Origin of the sequence: Neptunicella plasticusilytica (assembly GCF_047922965.1) — a bacterium.
Lineage (GTDB): Bacteria > Pseudomonadota > Gammaproteobacteria > Enterobacterales > Alteromonadaceae > Neptunicella > Neptunicella plasticusilytica.
Genome location: NZ_CP150481.1, coordinates 2282066 through 2299280, shown reverse-complemented (window position 1 = coordinate 2299280; position 17215 = coordinate 2282066). Strand labels below are relative to the sequence as shown.

The 17215-nt window shown below is 45.3% G+C and carries 18 protein-coding genes; 10 read left to right on the top strand and 8 right to left on the bottom strand.

Annotated features, from left to right (window positions below; translation table 11 throughout):
* Positions 1-4 precede the first annotated feature (4 nt).
* Positions 5-1042 carry a phosphoribosylformylglycinamidine cyclo-ligase gene (gene purM, locus V1467_RS10200; RefSeq protein WP_416304879.1) on the bottom strand — a complete coding sequence of 346 codons (1038 nt, stop codon included), beginning with the start codon at positions 1040-1042 and terminating at the stop codon, positions 5-7.
* A gap of 170 nt (positions 1043-1212) precedes the next feature.
* Here purM and V1467_RS10195 point away from each other — a divergent pair, with 170 nt between their 5' ends.
* Positions 1213-2289, top strand: a complete 1077-nt coding sequence (locus tag V1467_RS10195) for a DUF2066 domain-containing protein (protein WP_416308682.1) — start codon at positions 1213-1215, stop codon at positions 2287-2289.
* The gene (hda, locus tag V1467_RS10190; RefSeq protein ID WP_416304878.1) at positions 2289-2990 is read left to right on the top strand and encodes a DnaA regulatory inactivator Hda; all 702 of its coding nucleotides are present in this window, start codon (positions 2289-2291) and stop codon (positions 2988-2990) included. Before V1467_RS10195 ends, hda begins: the two co-directional genes overlap by 1 nt.
* Here the strand turns inward: hda and V1467_RS10185 are convergent.
* From V1467_RS10185 to arsC, 4 genes are read right to left on the bottom strand one after another with little or no spacing between them, the layout of a single operon-like run.
* The gene (locus V1467_RS10185; protein WP_416304877.1) at positions 2987-4906 is read right to left on the bottom strand and encodes a hypothetical protein; all 1920 of its coding nucleotides are present in this window, start codon (positions 4904-4906) and stop codon (positions 2987-2989) included. The two genes, hda and V1467_RS10185, sit on opposite strands and share 4 nt — an antisense overlap.
* The gene (locus V1467_RS10180; RefSeq protein ID WP_416304876.1) at positions 4903-5292 is read right to left on the bottom strand and encodes a DUF2069 domain-containing protein; all 390 of its coding nucleotides are present in this window, start codon (positions 5290-5292) and stop codon (positions 4903-4905) included. Before V1467_RS10180 ends, V1467_RS10185 begins: the two co-directional genes overlap by 4 nt.
* A 27-nt stretch (positions 5293-5319) precedes the next feature.
* The gene (wrbA, locus tag V1467_RS10175; protein ID WP_416304875.1) at positions 5320-5910 is read right to left on the bottom strand and encodes an NAD(P)H:quinone oxidoreductase; all 591 of its coding nucleotides are present in this window, start codon (positions 5908-5910) and stop codon (positions 5320-5322) included.
* The gene (gene arsC / locus V1467_RS10170) at positions 5910-6263 is read right to left on the bottom strand and encodes an arsenate reductase (glutaredoxin) (protein WP_416304874.1); all 354 of its coding nucleotides are present in this window, start codon (positions 6261-6263) and stop codon (positions 5910-5912) included. Before arsC ends, wrbA begins: the two co-directional genes overlap by 1 nt.
* 70 nt (positions 6264-6333) lie before the next feature.
* On the opposite strand from arsC, the gene V1467_RS10165 reads away from it, so the two are divergent.
* Positions 6334-6819: a TlpA family protein disulfide reductase gene (locus tag V1467_RS10165; RefSeq protein WP_416304873.1), complete on the top strand. Its 486-nt coding sequence runs from the start codon at positions 6334-6336 to the stop codon at positions 6817-6819.
* Positions 6820-6866: 47 nt separating this feature from the next.
* Here the strand turns inward: V1467_RS10165 and V1467_RS10160 are convergent, their stop codons facing one another.
* Positions 6867-8315 carry a M48 family metalloprotease gene (locus tag V1467_RS10160; protein ID WP_416304872.1) on the bottom strand — a complete coding sequence of 483 codons (1449 nt, stop codon included), beginning with the start codon at positions 8313-8315 and terminating at the stop codon, positions 6867-6869.
* Between the two features lie 288 nt (positions 8316-8603).
* Here V1467_RS10160 and V1467_RS10155 point away from each other — a divergent pair, with 288 nt between their 5' ends.
* Complete coding sequence (locus V1467_RS10155) at positions 8604-8825, top strand: sulfurtransferase TusA family protein (RefSeq protein WP_416304871.1); 222 nt, start codon at positions 8604-8606, stop codon at positions 8823-8825.
* A 17-nt stretch (positions 8826-8842) separates the two neighbouring features.
* Positions 8843-9928, top strand: a complete 1086-nt coding sequence (locus V1467_RS10150; protein ID WP_416304870.1) for an AI-2E family transporter — start codon at positions 8843-8845, stop codon at positions 9926-9928.
* Between the two features lie 52 nt (positions 9929-9980).
* On the opposite strand, the gene bcp is transcribed toward V1467_RS10150, so the two are convergent.
* Entirely contained in the window at positions 9981-10445 is a 465-nt protein-coding gene (gene bcp, locus V1467_RS10145) for a thioredoxin-dependent thiol peroxidase (RefSeq protein ID WP_416304869.1), read from the bottom strand.
* Positions 10446-10486: 41 nt separating this feature from the next.
* Positions 10487-11011, bottom strand: a complete 525-nt coding sequence (locus tag V1467_RS10140; protein ID WP_416304868.1) for a glycine cleavage system protein R — start codon at positions 11009-11011, stop codon at positions 10487-10489.
* A gap of 129 nt (positions 11012-11140) precedes the next feature.
* On the opposite strand from V1467_RS10140, the gene dapA reads away from it, so the two are divergent.
* The 5 genes from dapA to V1467_RS10115 all read left to right on the top strand — a co-directional run bounded on the left by dapA (position 11141) and on the right by V1467_RS10115 (position 17086).
* Entirely contained in the window at positions 11141-12037 is an 897-nt protein-coding gene (dapA, locus tag V1467_RS10135; RefSeq protein ID WP_416304867.1) for a 4-hydroxy-tetrahydrodipicolinate synthase, read from the top strand.
* Positions 12034-13134 carry an outer membrane protein assembly factor BamC gene (gene bamC / locus V1467_RS10130; protein WP_416304866.1) on the top strand — a complete coding sequence of 367 codons (1101 nt, stop codon included), beginning with the start codon at positions 12034-12036 and terminating at the stop codon, positions 13132-13134. The genes dapA and bamC overlap by 4 nt, the downstream gene beginning before the upstream one ends.
* Positions 13135-13160: 26 nt before the next feature.
* Positions 13161-13874 (top strand): phosphoribosylaminoimidazolesuccinocarboxamide synthase, encoded by a 714-nt coding sequence (gene purC / locus V1467_RS10125; protein WP_416304865.1) that lies wholly within the window; start codon positions 13161-13163, stop codon positions 13872-13874.
* A 97-nt stretch (positions 13875-13971) separates the two neighbouring features.
* Entirely contained in the window at positions 13972-16215 is a 2244-nt protein-coding gene (locus V1467_RS10120) for a DUF5916 domain-containing protein (protein ID WP_416304864.1), read from the top strand.
* A 115-nt stretch (positions 16216-16330) separates the two neighbouring features.
* Positions 16331-17086 (top strand): ThuA domain-containing protein, encoded by a 756-nt coding sequence (locus tag V1467_RS10115; RefSeq protein WP_416304863.1) that lies wholly within the window; start codon positions 16331-16333, stop codon positions 17084-17086.
* Positions 17087-17215 lie beyond the last annotated feature (129 nt).

The following is a 17215-nucleotide window of genomic DNA, read 5'->3' as shown; positions in this document are numbered from 1 at the left end:
GGAATTAGTTAATCTCGACCTGTTCGCTACCCGTTTGTTCGGCGATGCTGCCGATGATCCAGGCGTTCTCGCCAGATTCTTTTAGTAAGGTTACTGCCTGTTCCGCACTGCTTTGCGGCAGTGCGATGATCAGACCTACACCGCAGTTAAAGGTACGGTACATTTCATGAGTGTCAATATTGCCTTGTTGCTGTAGCCAGTTGAAGATAGCCGGCCACTGCCAACTGCTACCATCGATAACTGCTTTGGTGTTATCCGGCAATACGCGCGGAATATTTTCCCAGAAGCCACCGCCGGTAATATGTGAAATCGCATTAACCTGTACTTTTTCCAGTAGTTTCAATACAGATTTAACGTAGATGCGGGTAGGTTCCAATAAATGGTCGGCCAGCGTTGAGTCTTCAAATGTTTGGGAAGGATCGGCGCCGCTGACTTCCAGCACTTTGCGGATCAATGAAAAACCGTTTGAGTGCGGCCCGGAAGACGCCAGTGCAATCAGCGTGTCGCCAGGAGCAACCTGGCTGCCATCGATAACGTCATCCTGTTCAACCACACCGACACAGAAACCGGCGATATCATAGTCGTTGCCATGGTACATGCCGGGCATTTCCGCCGTTTCACCGCCGATTAGCGCGCAACCGGATTGTTCACAACCTTCACCGATACCGGTGACGACTGCTGTTGCCGTTTCAACATCCAGCTTTCCGGTCGCATAATAATCGAGAAAAAATAACGGCTCAGCACCTTGTACAATAAGATCATTCACACACATGGCGACCAAATCGATACCTACACTTTCATGGCGACCCAAGTCCATGGCTAAACGCAGTTTAGTGCCCACACCATCGGTACCGGAAACCAGTAACGGTTTTTTATATTTTTCCGGTAAAGCACATAAAGCACCAAATCCACCTAAACCCCCTCTTACTTCGGGTCGATGGGTCCGTTTAGTGACGCTTTTAATTCGTTCAACTAACTGATTGCCCGCATCAATATCGACACCTGCATCTTTATAACTTAGGGATGGTTTGGTTTGGCTCACATTTAACCTCAAAATAACTGGACTGGAAAATCAGCGCGGATTTTATCAGCAATCACCTCGGTTGATAACTCATTTAGTCGATATTTAGCTAAATCAATGGGTGAAATTCATCCCGAATTCGATGACAATAGCCGCTCTTGGATAAGGATGGATAAGTCTTGTTGTTACGTATGTATGTTAAGTGGGTAGTTTTTGCGCTGAGTTTATTCGTGTCCAGTGCGGCGATGGCCGGGGACGTAACGGCTTTATATGATGCTAAAGTCGAGATGGGCAATACCACCGATCAGGACGATGCGGCCAAACAAGGTCTGCAGCAGGTTCTGATCAAGGTAAGCGGCAATCGTGATGTACTCAGTCAACCCTTGATTAGACAAAACTTGGCTAACGCCACCGATTTTTTATTGTCCTATCAGTTCAATATCGAACAGCAGAAGCGCATTTATAACGCCAGCTATGATCAACAGAAAGTGGACAAATTATTGCGTAATGCCAATTTGCCTATTTGGGGCAAGACGCGTCCGGCTACTTTGTTGTGGTTAGTGGAACAGCCGGACGAAACCTCCTTTAACCGGGCATTAATTTCTGAACAAAGTCAGTCCCACATCAAGGACAAAGTATTACAGGTAGCGGCCGAGCGGGGACTGGATATGAGTTTTCCGTTGCTGGATCTGGATGATTTGATGAATGTCAGTGTTTATGATGTATGGGGCCGTTTTGCCGCGCCGGTAATTCAGGCCAGCCAACGTTACAATACAGATTCTCTGATTATAGGGCGTATATACCAGTACAAGCAGCAGGCTGAAGGGCTGGACGATAGTTTGGCGCAGATCAAGTGGCGGCTTGACTGGCGCTTTATCCTTGGCGACAGCCAATTTCAGGGCAATGTTGAAGATATTGAACAGGACGCAGTGATCCAGCAAGTCATCGATACCGTAGCTGATCAACTCGCCAGCCGTTATGCCATTGATGCTCAATCTTCGGCGGTCAGTCAATGGATTGAACTAACCGTGAATAACATTAGCGGTCTGGAAGTATATGAAAATGTGCGGCGTTTCCTCAATCAGCTAACGGCAGTGGCAGACGTGACATTAAGTCATATTAATGGACGCAAAGGCACATACAAGTTACGCATGATAGGGACCGAACAGGATCTGATTAATACTCTTAAACTGGACAGCCGTATGCAACGGGTAGTCGATCAATTTGGCCAACCTGTGGCTGAACTGGAATTTGTCTGGGCACCATAATGAATACCCAGTTGTCTTTGCCGGTTCATCTGCCCGACGATGAAACCTTCAGTAATTTTGTGGTGGGTAACAACCAGGTGTTGTTGGCCCAGTTAATGGCGTTGTTTACGCAACCGCAAAACAGCCCGTTGATTACCTATCTTAGTGGCGAACATGGGGTGGGCAAAAGTCATTTACTTTACAGTGTCTGTGCGCAAGCCGGGGAGCAAGGTAAATGGGTTAGTTATCTTGATCTGGCACAAATCGATTTATGGTCGACAGAAGTATTAACGGGTCTTGAGCAATGTGATTACGTCTGTCTGGATAATGTGCATGCCTTAAAAGGGCATCGACAGTGGCAGGTGGCGTTGTTCGACTTGATTAACCGGGTTATCGAAAATCAGCATGCTCGCCTGGTGATCAGTGGGGACGCGGGGCCGGCACAAATGGAACTGGAACTGGCTGATCTGCAAAGCCGGTTAGCCTGGGGGGTCAGTTTTGTTGTGCAGCGTCTCAGTGATGAAGATTGCGTCAGTATGCTGATTAAACGTGCCGGAATCAGGGGAATTAATTTACCTGAAGAAGTCGGCCTATATTTACTCAGTCGTAGCAAGCGCGATACTAAAAGCCTGATGAATGCACTAAATCAGCTTGACCAGCTGTCGTTACAACAGCAACGAAAGCTGACCATTCCTTTTGTTAAGCAGGCATTGTCGTTTTAATTCCTTGCTTTAGGTAATTTGGGGCGACCGATATGGGAAGCCTGCCTTTGGTGTTTTAACCAGATTTGCCTGTCCAGTCGCTGTTCTAATCCTTTAGCCTGTTTACCGGCCCTGACACTTTGTGAAAAGCTGACGCCGGTTTGCATATTTTTTAGTGGCTGTAGCGACTGGTACACATCCCGGCTATCCACTTCGGGTAAAATATTGTCGATCACAAAGGCACCTTTACCCTGCAATTGACTGGTGCTTATGCGGTTAAATTCTCCCCAGGCGACAATGTCATCATTGTCTATAATGGCCACAACCGGTGTGAATCCTAGGCGATAACTGAGCATTAGATGCTGGAAATACATGGCTAAATCTTCAGCCTGAGATGAGTAATTATAAAAATCGGTGGCGTAGTCATCGCGGAACAAGCCCAGGATATCATCAGGCTGATAAGCTTTTTGTTGGCTCGTTGGCGTGTCTCCGTCAAAGCTGACATCGGCCAGTCCAAATAGAGGACTATTTTCATCTATCCAGGGATATTGAATAACCATTTGTTTTGATATTGAAGGTATATTCTCTCTATTGGCCTCCTGCAGCGGGTTGCTGTTGGCTGACAGCAAACTCCAGCGCGAGGGCGCAATATAATCATTGGCATGCGCCAGTTCGTGATACAGCAACCAGGTGACTTCGGCTTCCATATCGGCAAAGGCGCGAGGTTGGCGATCTGCCGGATCATACCCCACAAAGGCGGGTGAGCCGTTATGGGTATAGGTCCAGGGAATACTGAATTGTAACTGGTTGCCAAACTCAGCCCGGTAATCAGGGGCATCATTCAAGGTATCGCGTTCTTGCGGAGTGAGCCAGAAATTATCGGCATCAAGATAGATAGCGCCGGTGGCAGACCAATAAAAGGAAGGGCGCACATCGTAGGAAATAACAATTGCAGTGGTGGCGCGCAATAAATTTAACATATCCGGAGATACGTCAGACTGTTGCAGATACTGCCTGAACCTCTCTCCCATCCAGTCATGAGACACCACCACGCGCTGCATAATGTCCTCTATCTGCGGTTGCGGATGTTGCATGCCAATCAGCGGTAATTGATTGAACGAACAGGTATCGGTAAGGGTATTACTATAAACGCAGTCCACCAGCACATCGGCATAAGGACTGGTTGGCAAATAAGGATGGGCACTCAAGGTGACGACTTGTTCGGCATAGTAGGGGAAGTAACCGTCCTCGGCGATCTCGGCATTTTTAATCAAAACATAGACTGTATCTGTTGTAGTGCTGCCATTGGCTAATTTTAATGTGGCCTGGAATTCCAGCAAGGTGTCAAATTCCACCTTGGGGGCGTCGAAAAACAACATATTGCCCTGTTTATCCAGTGTTACAGTCGGTCCGCTGATTTGTTGCCATTGGGTCGAGGTAAACGCACTGTTCGAGTCCACTCGTAACGATACTTTACCCTGCTCAACCGCCACATGATCGAGTCTGATTTGTACAACAGCGGCCGAGTTGCTCTGTACGGATAAACTGATTGTGTCGCTGACTGAGCCATCCGTGGTATTGGCAGTAAATTCAAAACTGTAGTTGCCTGTTTGTTCAGCATCAAAGCTGATCACCTGGCTATCGGCGGCCAGCAATGTAACCTGTGGCCCCGTAAGCTGCTGCCAATGAACTGCACTGCCATTCAAATTTTCAGGCATTAACGCGGCCAAACCGACAGACTGATGTTGCAGCGCGGTTTCGGTACTGACCAGAAGCAGGCTATCTGGTTCGGTTGGTGGCGGTGCCGTTGGTGTGACCGGACTGCCCGAATTATGGTTATTTGAGGTGGAAAGGCTCCCTCCGCCGCCTCCACACGCGACTAGCGCGAATAGACATAATGGTGCCAAGGTTTTAATTGTTGCGGTGATAGGCTTCATTGCTGTTCATCCTTTAACTTTTTTAACCCCAAACCCAGCTCCCGCCCACGCAACCGGGCGTAGAAACTGCAACCGATAAACATACAGGAGGCAGCCAGTATTTCCACCGCGGCATACCAGTGTTCACCTTCAGAGGCGTAAACTGCCGTCAGGCCATGTAACAAGTACAGCATAACAATAAAATTGGCCCAGGCATGAGTATAAGGTGAACCCTGAATCATGCCTTTGGCGGGCAATAGCAAAGGCAGGATCCAGAACAATAATAAAAATAGGGTGGAATGAACCTGTGGCTGGCTGAGTATGAAATGCCAAATAAACGACCAACCCAGTAAAGCTAGATAACTGGTCAGGGCCAGACGTCGAAAAAATAAAGTATGACTGCTCATCTGTCTCTCGTATCAATCAAATGGGGATCAGGCACCAAGTAAACGGGCGATATTAGCCAATCTTTTACCTTGGGCGATACATAGCTGTTGTTCATCATCACTTAACGAGGTATTACCCTGCATCCCGGCAACATGACTTACCCCGTAAGGTGTTCCACCTGTAGTGGTTTTATTCAGTGCCGGCTCAGAATAGGGAAGGCCGATAAATACCATGCCATGATGTAACAAAGGTAATTGCATGCTCAGCAAGGTAGATTCCTGTCCGCCATGCATGGTGGATGATGAGGTAAATACACAAGCTGGCTTACCTGCCAGCGCTGCGGATAACCATTCGTGGCTGGTTCCATCCCAAAAATATTTCATTGCAGCTGCCATATTGCCAAAGCGAGTAGGGCTGCCTAACGCCAGTCCGCTGCAGGCAACCAAATCATCCCGGCTGACATAGGGATCACCGCTATCAGGTACTGCGGCGAGTTCATTATCGAAATGATTGGTAACCGGAGGCACAGTTCTTATTTGCGCTTCCAGTCCCGCCATTTCGACTCCTGTGGCGATTTTATAAGCCATATTGCGGGTCGCGCCCTTATGGCTGTAATAGAGGACAAGTACAGGCGCCACTATAAGATTTCCAGCACGGATTCCGGTGGACGGCCAATGCGTGCTTGCTGGTTGGCAATAACGATAGGCCGTTCAATCAGCTTGGGATGTGACACCATTACATCTATCAGTTCGGTTTCTCCAAGTTGTTCGTCGGACAGGTTTAACTGTTTATACTCATCTTCGTTTTTACGCATCAGCTGTCTGGCTGAATCAAATCCCAACATGTCGAGGTACTGTTTTAATGTCTTGGCGGATAAAGGCTGTTTAAGGTATTCAACGATTTCCGGTTGATAACCCTGTTCCTGCAGTAACTGTAATGTTTGGCGGCTTTTGGAACAGCGGGGATTGTGAACGATGGTTATTTTGGTCATTATGGTGTCGCTTTTACTTGTTTAACAATAGTGATTATTTTGCCTGACCATAACATGAGGGGATAGGGTTTTGTTAAAAAAGCTGTGTATTATTGTCGTTGCACTTAGTGCCTTACTGGCCGGCGTTTGGGTGGCTAATTATAACCGCAGTGATTTCACCACATTGTCCGGAGAAAAAGGCCAGTGGAGCGACGGCCAGGGGCAATGGCTAGTGATCAATTATTTTGCTGAATGGTGTGCACCTTGTTTAAAAGAAATTCCGCAGCTAAACCAGTTTAACCAGCAGACCGCCGACTCGGATGTGCGTTTAATTGCAATTAGTTGGGATAACCTTGGCCAAACGGAATTACAACAAATTGCGGACAAGTATGCGATGGAATTTGAACTGGCTTATCAGGTTAATCCGGATAACTTGCCTTTTGTCAAACCGGCACAGTTACCCGCAACGTTTATTTTGTCGCCCCAAGGCAAGGTAGTTAAAAAATTACTGGGTGAACAGACGGCAGAATTATTAACCCAACATATTGAGCAATTAAAAGTGAAGTATCCTCACTGACTCGTTGTCGATTGAGGCTGTTTAGCAAAGAATAAACAGCCTCTAAGTTAAAGTTTTTTCAGCTTTCGATCCGCATCGCGTAGTTGGTCAATTCTGGCTCTGATCCTTTGTTTTTCCAGTGTATTGTCATGAGTATAGTTGTAGGCACTCTGCAACTCGTCTATGGCTTTGGGATAGACCGACAATAACGCATAAAACTCGGCGCGGGTTTGATGCATTTCCATCCGTTGTTTGTTTTCCGCATAGGCATCAATTAGCATCTGATAACTTAACGTATGATCCGGATTAACCAACAAATAGTCTTTTAATATTTGCGTGCCTCGTTCGAATTTTTTTAACTGGAACAATGCATTGGCCATATTTAACGAGAGTACCCGGTTACGGGGCATTTTTTGCAGATGGGGTTCAAGCAAGGCAACCGCCTGTTCAGCCTGATTTTTGGCGAGCAATATGTCGGTTTGGGTATCAAGATAAAACAGGTTGTCAGGATCATTTTCCAATAACGGCGCTATGGTTTCAGCGGCTTGCTGGTAGTTTTCTTCACTGATTTGCAATAACGCGTGGCCGTAATGTCCGGCATTCTGGGCGATACGACTGTCCTGTTCCAGCAACTTGTTAAAGTAATGCTCGCTGTTGCCATTTCTATCAGTATAACGGGCAATAATCCTGGCTTTGGCCAAGGCAAAAGTTAAGCTCGGAGGCGGATTACGCAACGGAAACAAATTGGCTCTGGAGCGGGCATCGGCGATCCTGGACTCTGGCAAGGGGTGAGTCAGCAAAAAAGCCGGTGGTTTGGATTTAAACCGGTATTTTTCCGCCAACTTGCCAAAAAAGCTGGCCGCGCCACGTGTATCGAATCCGGCTTCAGACAACATCTGCATCCCCAGGCGATCGGCCTCCTGTTCATTGGCTCGGGTGTAGTTGATAGATAATTGTTGTGCTGCGGCCGAACTGGCACTGATTGCCGCCATACCTGCCTCTGGATTGGCAACGGCTAATAAAATTCCGCCTAATAACGATGCAATCTGAACCGGTGAGGAATTCTGGTTTGACTCTATTCTGCGCGCCATATGGCGCTGGGTAACGTGGGTAATCTCGTGTGCCAGTACCGAGGCCAGCTCACTTTCGTTATCTGCGTTTAATATCAGTCCGGTATGCACACCGATATGGCCGCCAAAAAAAGCAAAGGCGTTGATTTCCGGACTGTTGAGCAGAAAAAAGGTAAAAGGAAATTTGACATTGTCGGCCTGGGCGACCAGTTTGTTGCCCAAATCCTGAATATATTCTTCCAACAACGGATCGTTGACCATCGGTGCCTGAGCCCGCAGTTGGCGCATATAAATATCGCCCACTGCCAATTCGCGTTCAATACTCATGGCATTGGACGCGACCACTCCAATTTCTGGCAGGTCAGTCTTTTTTACGCCCAAATTTAATGACTGGGCGGCGCTGGCGGCAGCACTGAAAAACAGGATAATAATTAGGCTTCGTATCATTCTCGCAACTTTACATCTATTTCGCTACTGGCTGAGTTGGAGTCTATAGCAGCCAGTTGGTTCCAGTTATTGTCACCTACAGCTTACCCTATGCTTGGGTTAAATAACCAGTACCTAGATAATCTGAACAGTGGATCAACAGACTCAAATTGAATTGTTTATATAATTCAGATCCAACCGATATTTCTTATCTAAAGTTCAGCTTATATAATTTGTGGTATTGTTTATACTGCATTTCTCTGCTTGATCGCGTCCGAGCAATATAACTGAAAAATAATGTTGTGATCTATGCCACATCTTGATGTAAGTCATTTAAAATGTCCGCTGGCGTTACTGCAAGTCAAACGTTGGCTTGCAGGCTGTGTACCGGGACAACAAGTTGAACTGACAATATCCAGAACAATTGACAGTCAGGATATACTGCGTTTTATTGTTGTATCTGAGCACCGGATTGTCATGCAAAATGAGGACAATAATACTGTGCAATTGTTCGTCGTCATTCACCATTAAAGGTAACGGAAAATCTGATGTTTAAAGTTTTTAGTGATTGGTATAAGCGCAAGTTCTCCGATCCGGATGCCGCCACATTATTGGTGATGATCCTGTTGAGCGTATTAGCGCTTATTGTGTGGGGCAATATGCTGGCACCGGCAATAGTGGCTGTAGTGCTAGCCTATTTACTGGATTGGCCGGTTGAAAAACTTAGCCGTTTAGGTATATCCCGTACTTTGGGTACAAGTGTAGTCATGTTGGTATTTATTGGTCTGTTTACGTTGATTATGCTGGTGTTGGCACCGGTTATTTTTAAACAGGGCACTAATCTGCTTAAAGAAATGCCGCAAATATGGGCGCAAACGCAACAATGGGTGATGATGTTGCCCGAGCGCTATCCCGGTATTGTCGATGGTACGCAATTGCACCAGATGTGGCAGTCGGCCAACGATAAAATTGTCGCACTCGGACAGGAGCTGATTACCGCATCGTTCAGCTCGCTGGTGAATATTGCCGCTATTCTTATTTACCTTATCCTGGTGCCGTTGATGATTTTCTTTATGCTTAAAGACAAGCGTGAATTGCTGGATAACGTCAGTAAACTTTTACCTCGTGAACGGCGTTTAATCAAACAGGTCGGTAGCGAAATGAATACCCAAATCATCAACTATATCCGTGGTAAGGTGATCGAAATTATTATTGTGGGGACCGCTTCAACGGTAACTTTTGCGGTAATGGATTTACGTTATGCTGTCTTGCTGGGAGTGTTAGTCGGACTGTCGGTATTAATTCCCTATATTGGTGCGGCAGTGGTCACCATCCCAGTAGCGGTGGTGGCGTTGTTTCAATGGGGACTGACGCCGGACTTCTGGTATCTGATGATTGCCTACGGCATTATTCAAACCCTGGATGGTAACTTGTTGGTGCCACTGTTATTTTCTGAAGCCGTCAGTTTGCATCCGGTCTACATCATTATTGCAGTGCTGTTTTTTGGCGGACTGTGGGGATTTTGGGGGGTGTTTTTTGCCATTCCATTGGCCACGCTGGTCAAGGCGGTAGGTAATGCCTGGTCCGAACAAAGCCAACTCAAGAACCAGCAGATAAAATCCATGTCAATTTGAGTGGCAAAAAGGACAGCCAAGTCCTGTCCTTTCAATATTGCTACTATTAAAGTTACTGATTTAGATAGTCCAATACGACTTGATGATGATCTTTGGTTTTGAACTTGTCAAACACATGTTCAATCACACCATTTTCATCAACCAGAAAACTGATGCGATGAATACCATCAAATTCCCGTCCCATAAATTTCTTCGGTCCCCAGACACCAAACTGATCGGCAACGGCATGATCTTCGTCGGACAACAAGGTGAAATTCAGGTTATCCCGTTCAATAAACTTGGGTAACCGCTTGACCGGATCGGGGCTGATGCCAAGCACAATCACATTATGTTTATCCAGTTCGGCTTGGCTATCACGTAAGCCCTGAGCTTGCACTGTACACCCCGGCGTCATGGCTTTAGGATAGAAGTACACTAATACCTTACGTCCGGAAAACTGTTTGATGGAGCAGGGGTCATTGTTTTGATCAGGTAAACTGAATTCAGGTGAGCGATCACCGGCTTTCAATCGTTGCATGATAGTCCTCGTATAGATTGAAGATAATAGTGGCAATGCCACTAATGGGGGCTGATAGTGCCAAGCAAGTCCAGCTCATCCAGATAGTGCTCGAATGCAATGGTAATACTTTGTACGTCAGTATCCTGGGGTAAGCTAACCACCATTTTACCTTTGAGCATTTTTGCCTGGCTGCTTTTTTCAATAAAGATATTTTGCCTGAAGGCGCTGATAGAAATGTTGTGCGAACCAAAGAAAGTAGTGATTTTGTGAATAATCCCAATCGCATCTAATCCGGCAAATTCCACATCTGCCAGTACCGCTAAATCTTGCTTATGGTGTTGGCTGGTGCGTTTCATTATGGACAACAAATCGTACTGTTGGCAAACAACAGGGAGCTGCAATTCGGCTTTGGTAATAGCGTTTGATTCGCCTTCAATGATCATTGTGAGTGACAAGTCCTGACCATAAATGGCCTGACGGCTATCCAGGATATTACAACCTGACTGGCTTACCGCATTAGACAATGCGCTTAAAATTCCTACCTGATCACTGCCGATAATAGTGACAATAAGCTGTTGCTGCACCTGATTACCCTCACATTGAAAACCCAAGACTCTAGCACAGATTTTTTTATTTTGCTTTTTATTGCTCCATCGCTTGTTTTTATTGGGGTTGACCATTAAGATTGGCCGCTCATTTTGCTCGGAGCACTCATGTTTAAAGGTAGTATTGTCGCGCTTGTTACACCCATGACTGATGATCAACAAGTTGATTATCCTGCGCTAAAGTCACTTGTCGAATTCCATATAAATGCAGGTACTGACGGTATCGTTTCGGTTGGTACCACCGGTGAGTCTGCCACTTTGCCTGTTGATGAACATATCAAGGTGATAAAGGCGACGGTGGATTATGCCGCCGGACGTACTCCTGTGATTGCTGGCAGTGGCGCCAACTCTACAGCTGAAGCCATTGAGTTAAGCCAGGAAATGGCTCCTCTCGGCATTGACGGTTTTTTAAGCGTGGTACCTTACTACAATAAGCCCCAGCAACGTGGACTGATTGCCCATTTTGAAACGATAGCAGATTGCACCGATTTACCGGTATTGTTGTACAACGTGCCGGGCCGAACGGTTACCGATATGTTACCTGATACGGTTGCGGTATTGGCCAAGCATGAGAAAATTGTTGGTATTAAAGATGCGACAGGTGATATGCAGCGTTTGGCGCAGATGCGAGAGCGGATTGCGGACGACTTTATTTTTCTCAGTGGCGATGATGACACTTCTTTTGAGTTTATCCGTCAGGGAGGCCATGGAACTATCTCGGTGACGGCCAATATTGCTCCTGAACTGATGGCTAAAATGGTGGCGTTATTGCGCGCAGGGCATATTGAACAAGCGCAACAAATTAACGACAAATTGGCAGCACTGCATACCCGGCTGTTTATCGAGCCGAATCCGGTTATGCCCAAGTGGGCACTATATCGTATGGGACTGATCCAGTCTGATATTGTCAGATTACCTTTGGTCACAGCGGAACTTGCTAATAAAAAAATCATCGAACAGGTCATGCTCGATGCCGGGATAATAAAAATAGAGGAAAATGCATGACCCGTAACACCGTATTAATTTCGATTGTAGCCTGTCTGGCTGCATGCAGTTCGGTAGAAGAAAGACGTATAGCTAACGGTGGATTTGGCTATCTCGATAGCCAACAACAAGGGGAAATAAAGTTACCCCCGGATGCACAAACTCCCGAATATTCTAACGACTATGCTATTCCATCGGTTGACAATAAAACCCATACGCCGATTGGCAAAAAAATCGAAGTGGTGTCACCGACAGTTGTCATGCCATTAGTCACCGGATCACATATTGAAGAAGGCTCAAAAAAAGCCATTGTCTGGTTTGATCAAGTCAGAGATGACAAGGAATTGGATACTGCCATCTGGGACAGTTTAATCAGTTTTCTGGAAGAACGAGATATCGGGGTTACCTATTTCAATAAAGAAGAACAATTGCTGATAACTGACTGGTTAACCTATAACGAAATGGAAGATTCAGCCTGGTACGACTGGACCAGTACTGAAAGAGAAGTGGGTAAGCGTTTTGAGTTCAGGCTGGAAAAGAAAAGCCACGGACGCAGTGCAGCGTTAACCGCCAAGTTGACTGACTATAAAGAAAGTCTGCAAGGTAAGCAGACTGTTGATATGGCACAGGCTGATGTTCGAGCCAATGAAGTAGATATCCTGAATAAAGTTATCAGTCACTACCAGGATCAGTTAAGACGGGATGATGTGCGCAGAATTCGTGAAATTCGTGAAGGACTGACGACCGAACTTGGTTTTAATGCCAAAGGCGATCCGGCCTTTATTGTGGATGGCACTTATACTGTTACCTGGCCACGCCTGTTATTGGTATTCCGTAAACTGGGCTTCAATGTTAAGGATCTGGATCAATCCAGTGGTTTGCTGTTTGTTGAATATATTGGCTCGGATTTAAGTTGGTGGGACAAACTCTGGGGTGGCGACGATAATGAGCTGTCTCTGGACGAAACCGACTATCGGGTACAACTGGAAGAAATAGAAGGTGACAAGACCTCGATCAGTTTTATGAACGAGGATAACGAACCTTTTGAAGCTCAGGCGATGAGTGATATATATGAAGCATTTTCTGCGGTAATGGCAGAGAAAAATCTGGATCTTTAGTAAATAAATTGGTGAGACATTAACTGATGGAAAAGCGCACTGAATTGTATCGTGGTAAAGCTAAAACGGTATTTACCACTGATAATCCCGATTTGTTGATTTTACAATTTCGCAACGATACATCAGCATTTGATGGCGAAATCATTGAGCAGTTGGATCGTAAAGGCATAATCAATAATAAATTCAATCATTTCATTATGTCTAAACTGGAACAGGCGGGTATCGCAACTCAGTTGGAAGAGCTATTGGCCGATGACGAAGCACTGGTTAAAAAGCTGGATATGATCCCTGTCGAGTGTGTAGTACGCAACCGTGCCGCCGGTTCACTGGTTCGTCGCTTAGGTGTTGAAGAAGGTCTGGTATTTGAATCACCGACTTTTGAATTCTTCCTTAAAAATGATGCATTACATGATCCGATGGTCAATGAATACCATATCCAGGCATTTGGTTGGGCAACGCAAGAACAGATTGCACGCATGAAAGAACTGAGCTTTCAGGTCAATGATGTATTAAAGGCGTTATTTGATCAGGCTGGTTTGCTGCTGGTTGATTTTAAATTGGAGTTTGGTGTCGATAGTGCCGGAAATATTGTCCTGGGTGATGAATTTAGTCCTGATGGTTGCCGTTTGTGGGATAAGCAAACCAACCAGAAAATGGATAAAGACCGTTTCCGTCAAGGGCTGGGTGGTGTGGTTGAAGCCTATGAAGAAGTTGCTGCTCGCCTGGGCGTAACGCTTTAATTTAGTCATAACTAAAAAGTTTTTGATATAAAATGCTGCAGAAATTTTTCTGCAGCGTTACATTATACGGAATAATAATAATAATTAATGGATTAATATGACGTCAAAGTTGTGTTGTATTGTAGTTTGTAGCTGGATTTGTTTATCTTCGTTTCCCTTAATCGCTCAGGAAAATTCCTCTCACTTAAATAATCTGCACCGTGATAACCGTGCCGCCACCATCGATGGTGAGTTGTCTGAGGCTGTCTGGCAAAGCGCCACCCAAATTAGTCTGGAGTATGAAAATGATCCAGGCGAAGGCGTTCCTGCACCGGTCAAAACGACGGTTTATTTGTATGAGGACGGAATAAATTTATACGTCGCTTTTGAAGCCTTTGATCCCAACCCCGACAACATCCGCGCCAGTTTACGTGCTCGTGACGATATCAATTTAGATGACAATGTTGGCATCATACTGGATACCTTTAATGACAAACGTAACGGCTTTGGTTTTTTCGCTAACGCCATTGGTGCTCAGGCGGATAAAACCATCGTTGATAAAGACGGCATGCAGGAGGATGACTCCTGGGACGCTATTTGGGACAGTGCCGGTAAAATTAATCAAAAAGGTTATATTGTTGAATTCAGTATCCCGTTCAGAGCTCTTAGGTTTGCACATGTCACTGAAGCAACCCGCTGGAATATTGGATTATATCGCAATTATCCTCGTGATGACTGGACGCAAATTGCCGACGTGGCAATAGATCGTAATTTAAGTTGTACCTTGTGTCAGTTCAATGGTTACTCGGGATTTGCCAATATTGAGCCAGGCAATAATTTACAGTTAACGCCAACACTCACATTAGGTCGTACAGATGTACGTGATGTGGTTGAGCAAACCGGCTGGCAACAAGGTGATGTCCACAAAGATGTTGGATTGGATGTGCGCTGGGGGGTGACTAAAAATGCGGTTATCAATGCGACAATTAATCCTGATTTTTCTCAGGTAGAAACCGATTCAGCCCAGCTGGATGTAAATAATACTTTTTCCCTGTTCTATGACGAAAAACGCCCTTTTTTCTTGGATGGTGCCGATTATTTCACCACGGATAAATTTAATCTGGTGCATACCCGCAATATTGCTGATCCGGATTTTGGCGGAAAGATAACCGGTAAATATCAGCAGCACAGTTATGGCCTGCTTTGGGCCGATGACAATAATACCAGTTTCCTTATTCCGGGCAGTCAGAGTAATGATATCGCTATTTTGGACATGAAAAGTAAAGTTGCCATGGCTCGCTACAAAATGGATGTGGGCAGTCGTAGTAATGTGGGAGCGCTGGTGACCAGTCGTCGTGGTGACGATTACAGTAATGAATTAGTCTCGGTGGATGGCACAGCCTGGTTTGATGACAACAACAGCATGAATTATCAACTTGTGCGTAGCGAATCGCGTAATCCGCTGCAAGTTCAGCAAAATTTTGGTCTGGCGGCGCAGCAGTCGGGCAACGCTTATTTTGTCGGATTACATCATGAAACTCGTGATATTGATTTGTATGCCAATGTTAAGCGGGTCGATCGCGGTTTTCGTGCCGATTTGGGTTTCATTTCCCAGTCCAATTATGAAAGGGCTGAAATAGGCAGCAGCCGCACCTTTTATTTTGAGCCTGATGAATGGTTAAGTATTGCCGCTATAGGTGGAAACTGGGACAAAACCCGAGATTTGGATGGTAATCTGCTAGAAGAAGAATGGGAGCTTAACGGCAGTTTTGAAGGAAAAATGCAGTTTTATGGTGAGTACAACCTTTTGCACCGTAAACGTCTATATCAGGGACAGTATTTTGTTGAAAATCAGCTTGGGCTCTGGAATGAATTCACCCCGGTTGGCGATTTGTTATTAGCCGCGTACGTGCAAGTGGGAAGTGAAGTTGATGTCGAAAATGCCAGGTTAGCGGATAGTCTAAATTTGGAAGGCTATGTATTATGGCAAATGGATCAGCATTTTAATTTGGATACGTTTCATATCTATAATAGTTTAGAAGATGAGCAAGGTAAGGTGATACAGGCTAATTTAACCCAGACCAAGCTGACCTATCAGTTTAATATGCGCAGTCGTTTAAGTTTGATTTTGCAATATACCCGCATCAATCGAAACCTGGATTTATATGAATCACCAGAATTCTATTCCTCAAATGAAGCCTACTTGACCACTCAATTGCTTTACTCTTACGAAATTAATCCACAGACATTAGTTTATCTGGGATATTCCGATAGCGGCATGCAAGATAACCGATTAGTTCCTCATTTAACCAAAACTGACCGGACCCTGTTTGCGAAATTCAGCTATGCTTGGCAGCTTTAACGATTTTATTATTGTTCGATTAGCGCACATTGTTATATTAAGCGCGGATTTCTTCACAGAATATGGCGCTTTGACAGCGCATGCTTATTAGCTAAACGGATAACTAGGAAAATATATGAAACGTCAAATAACGCTATTAATCAGTACTTTGCTACTGACTTTCAGTATTCAGGCAAGTCAATTCAAGGTGATGGTCTTCAGTAAAACTGATGGCTGGCATCATCAATCCATTAATGCCGGGGTTACCGCACTGGAAAAAATGGCCAAGCGACACTTTTTTGAGCTGGAGTGGCAGGAAGACGCGAGTCATTTTAATGATAAAAAACTCGCTGAGTTTGATGCTGTGATCTTTTTAAATACCACTGGCAATATTCTTAATGATGAGCAACAAGCGGCCTTCGAAAAGTTTTATAAGTCAGGCAAAGGTTTTGTCGGTATTCACAGTGCCTCAGATACTGAATATGACTGGGATTGGTACACCAAGCTGGTAGGGCGGATGTTTGTAATCCATCCCACCAACCAAACTGCCCGATTACAAGTGCTGGATCGTAAATTTCCCGGTACTGATACTTTGCCGGATAGCTTTTTATGGACTGATGAATGGTACCAGTTTGGTCCAGAATTGAGTAAAAACTTGCATTATATTTTGAGTGTAGATGAAAGCACCTATGAGCCCAAAGCCGATTGGGGACGAGTAAAAGGTGATGGCATGGGCGATTTCCATCCGATTAGCTGGTACCAAAATTACGATGGTGGACGTTCTTTTTATACCAACTTGGGCCATATGCGTGAAGGCTGGGAAGATGCGTTGCTGCTTAAACATCTTTATGGTGGTATTTACTGGGCCGCAACCGGCAAAGGTATGCAGTAATTTTAACCTGAAACCTAGATAAACGGCAGGTGATCGGTGTGCATCGATTGCCTGCGATCAATCAGTATTATCCGCTATTGTCACTCCGCTTAGGTTTTAAAATCAGCTGCTCATCAACGACGTTCTGTT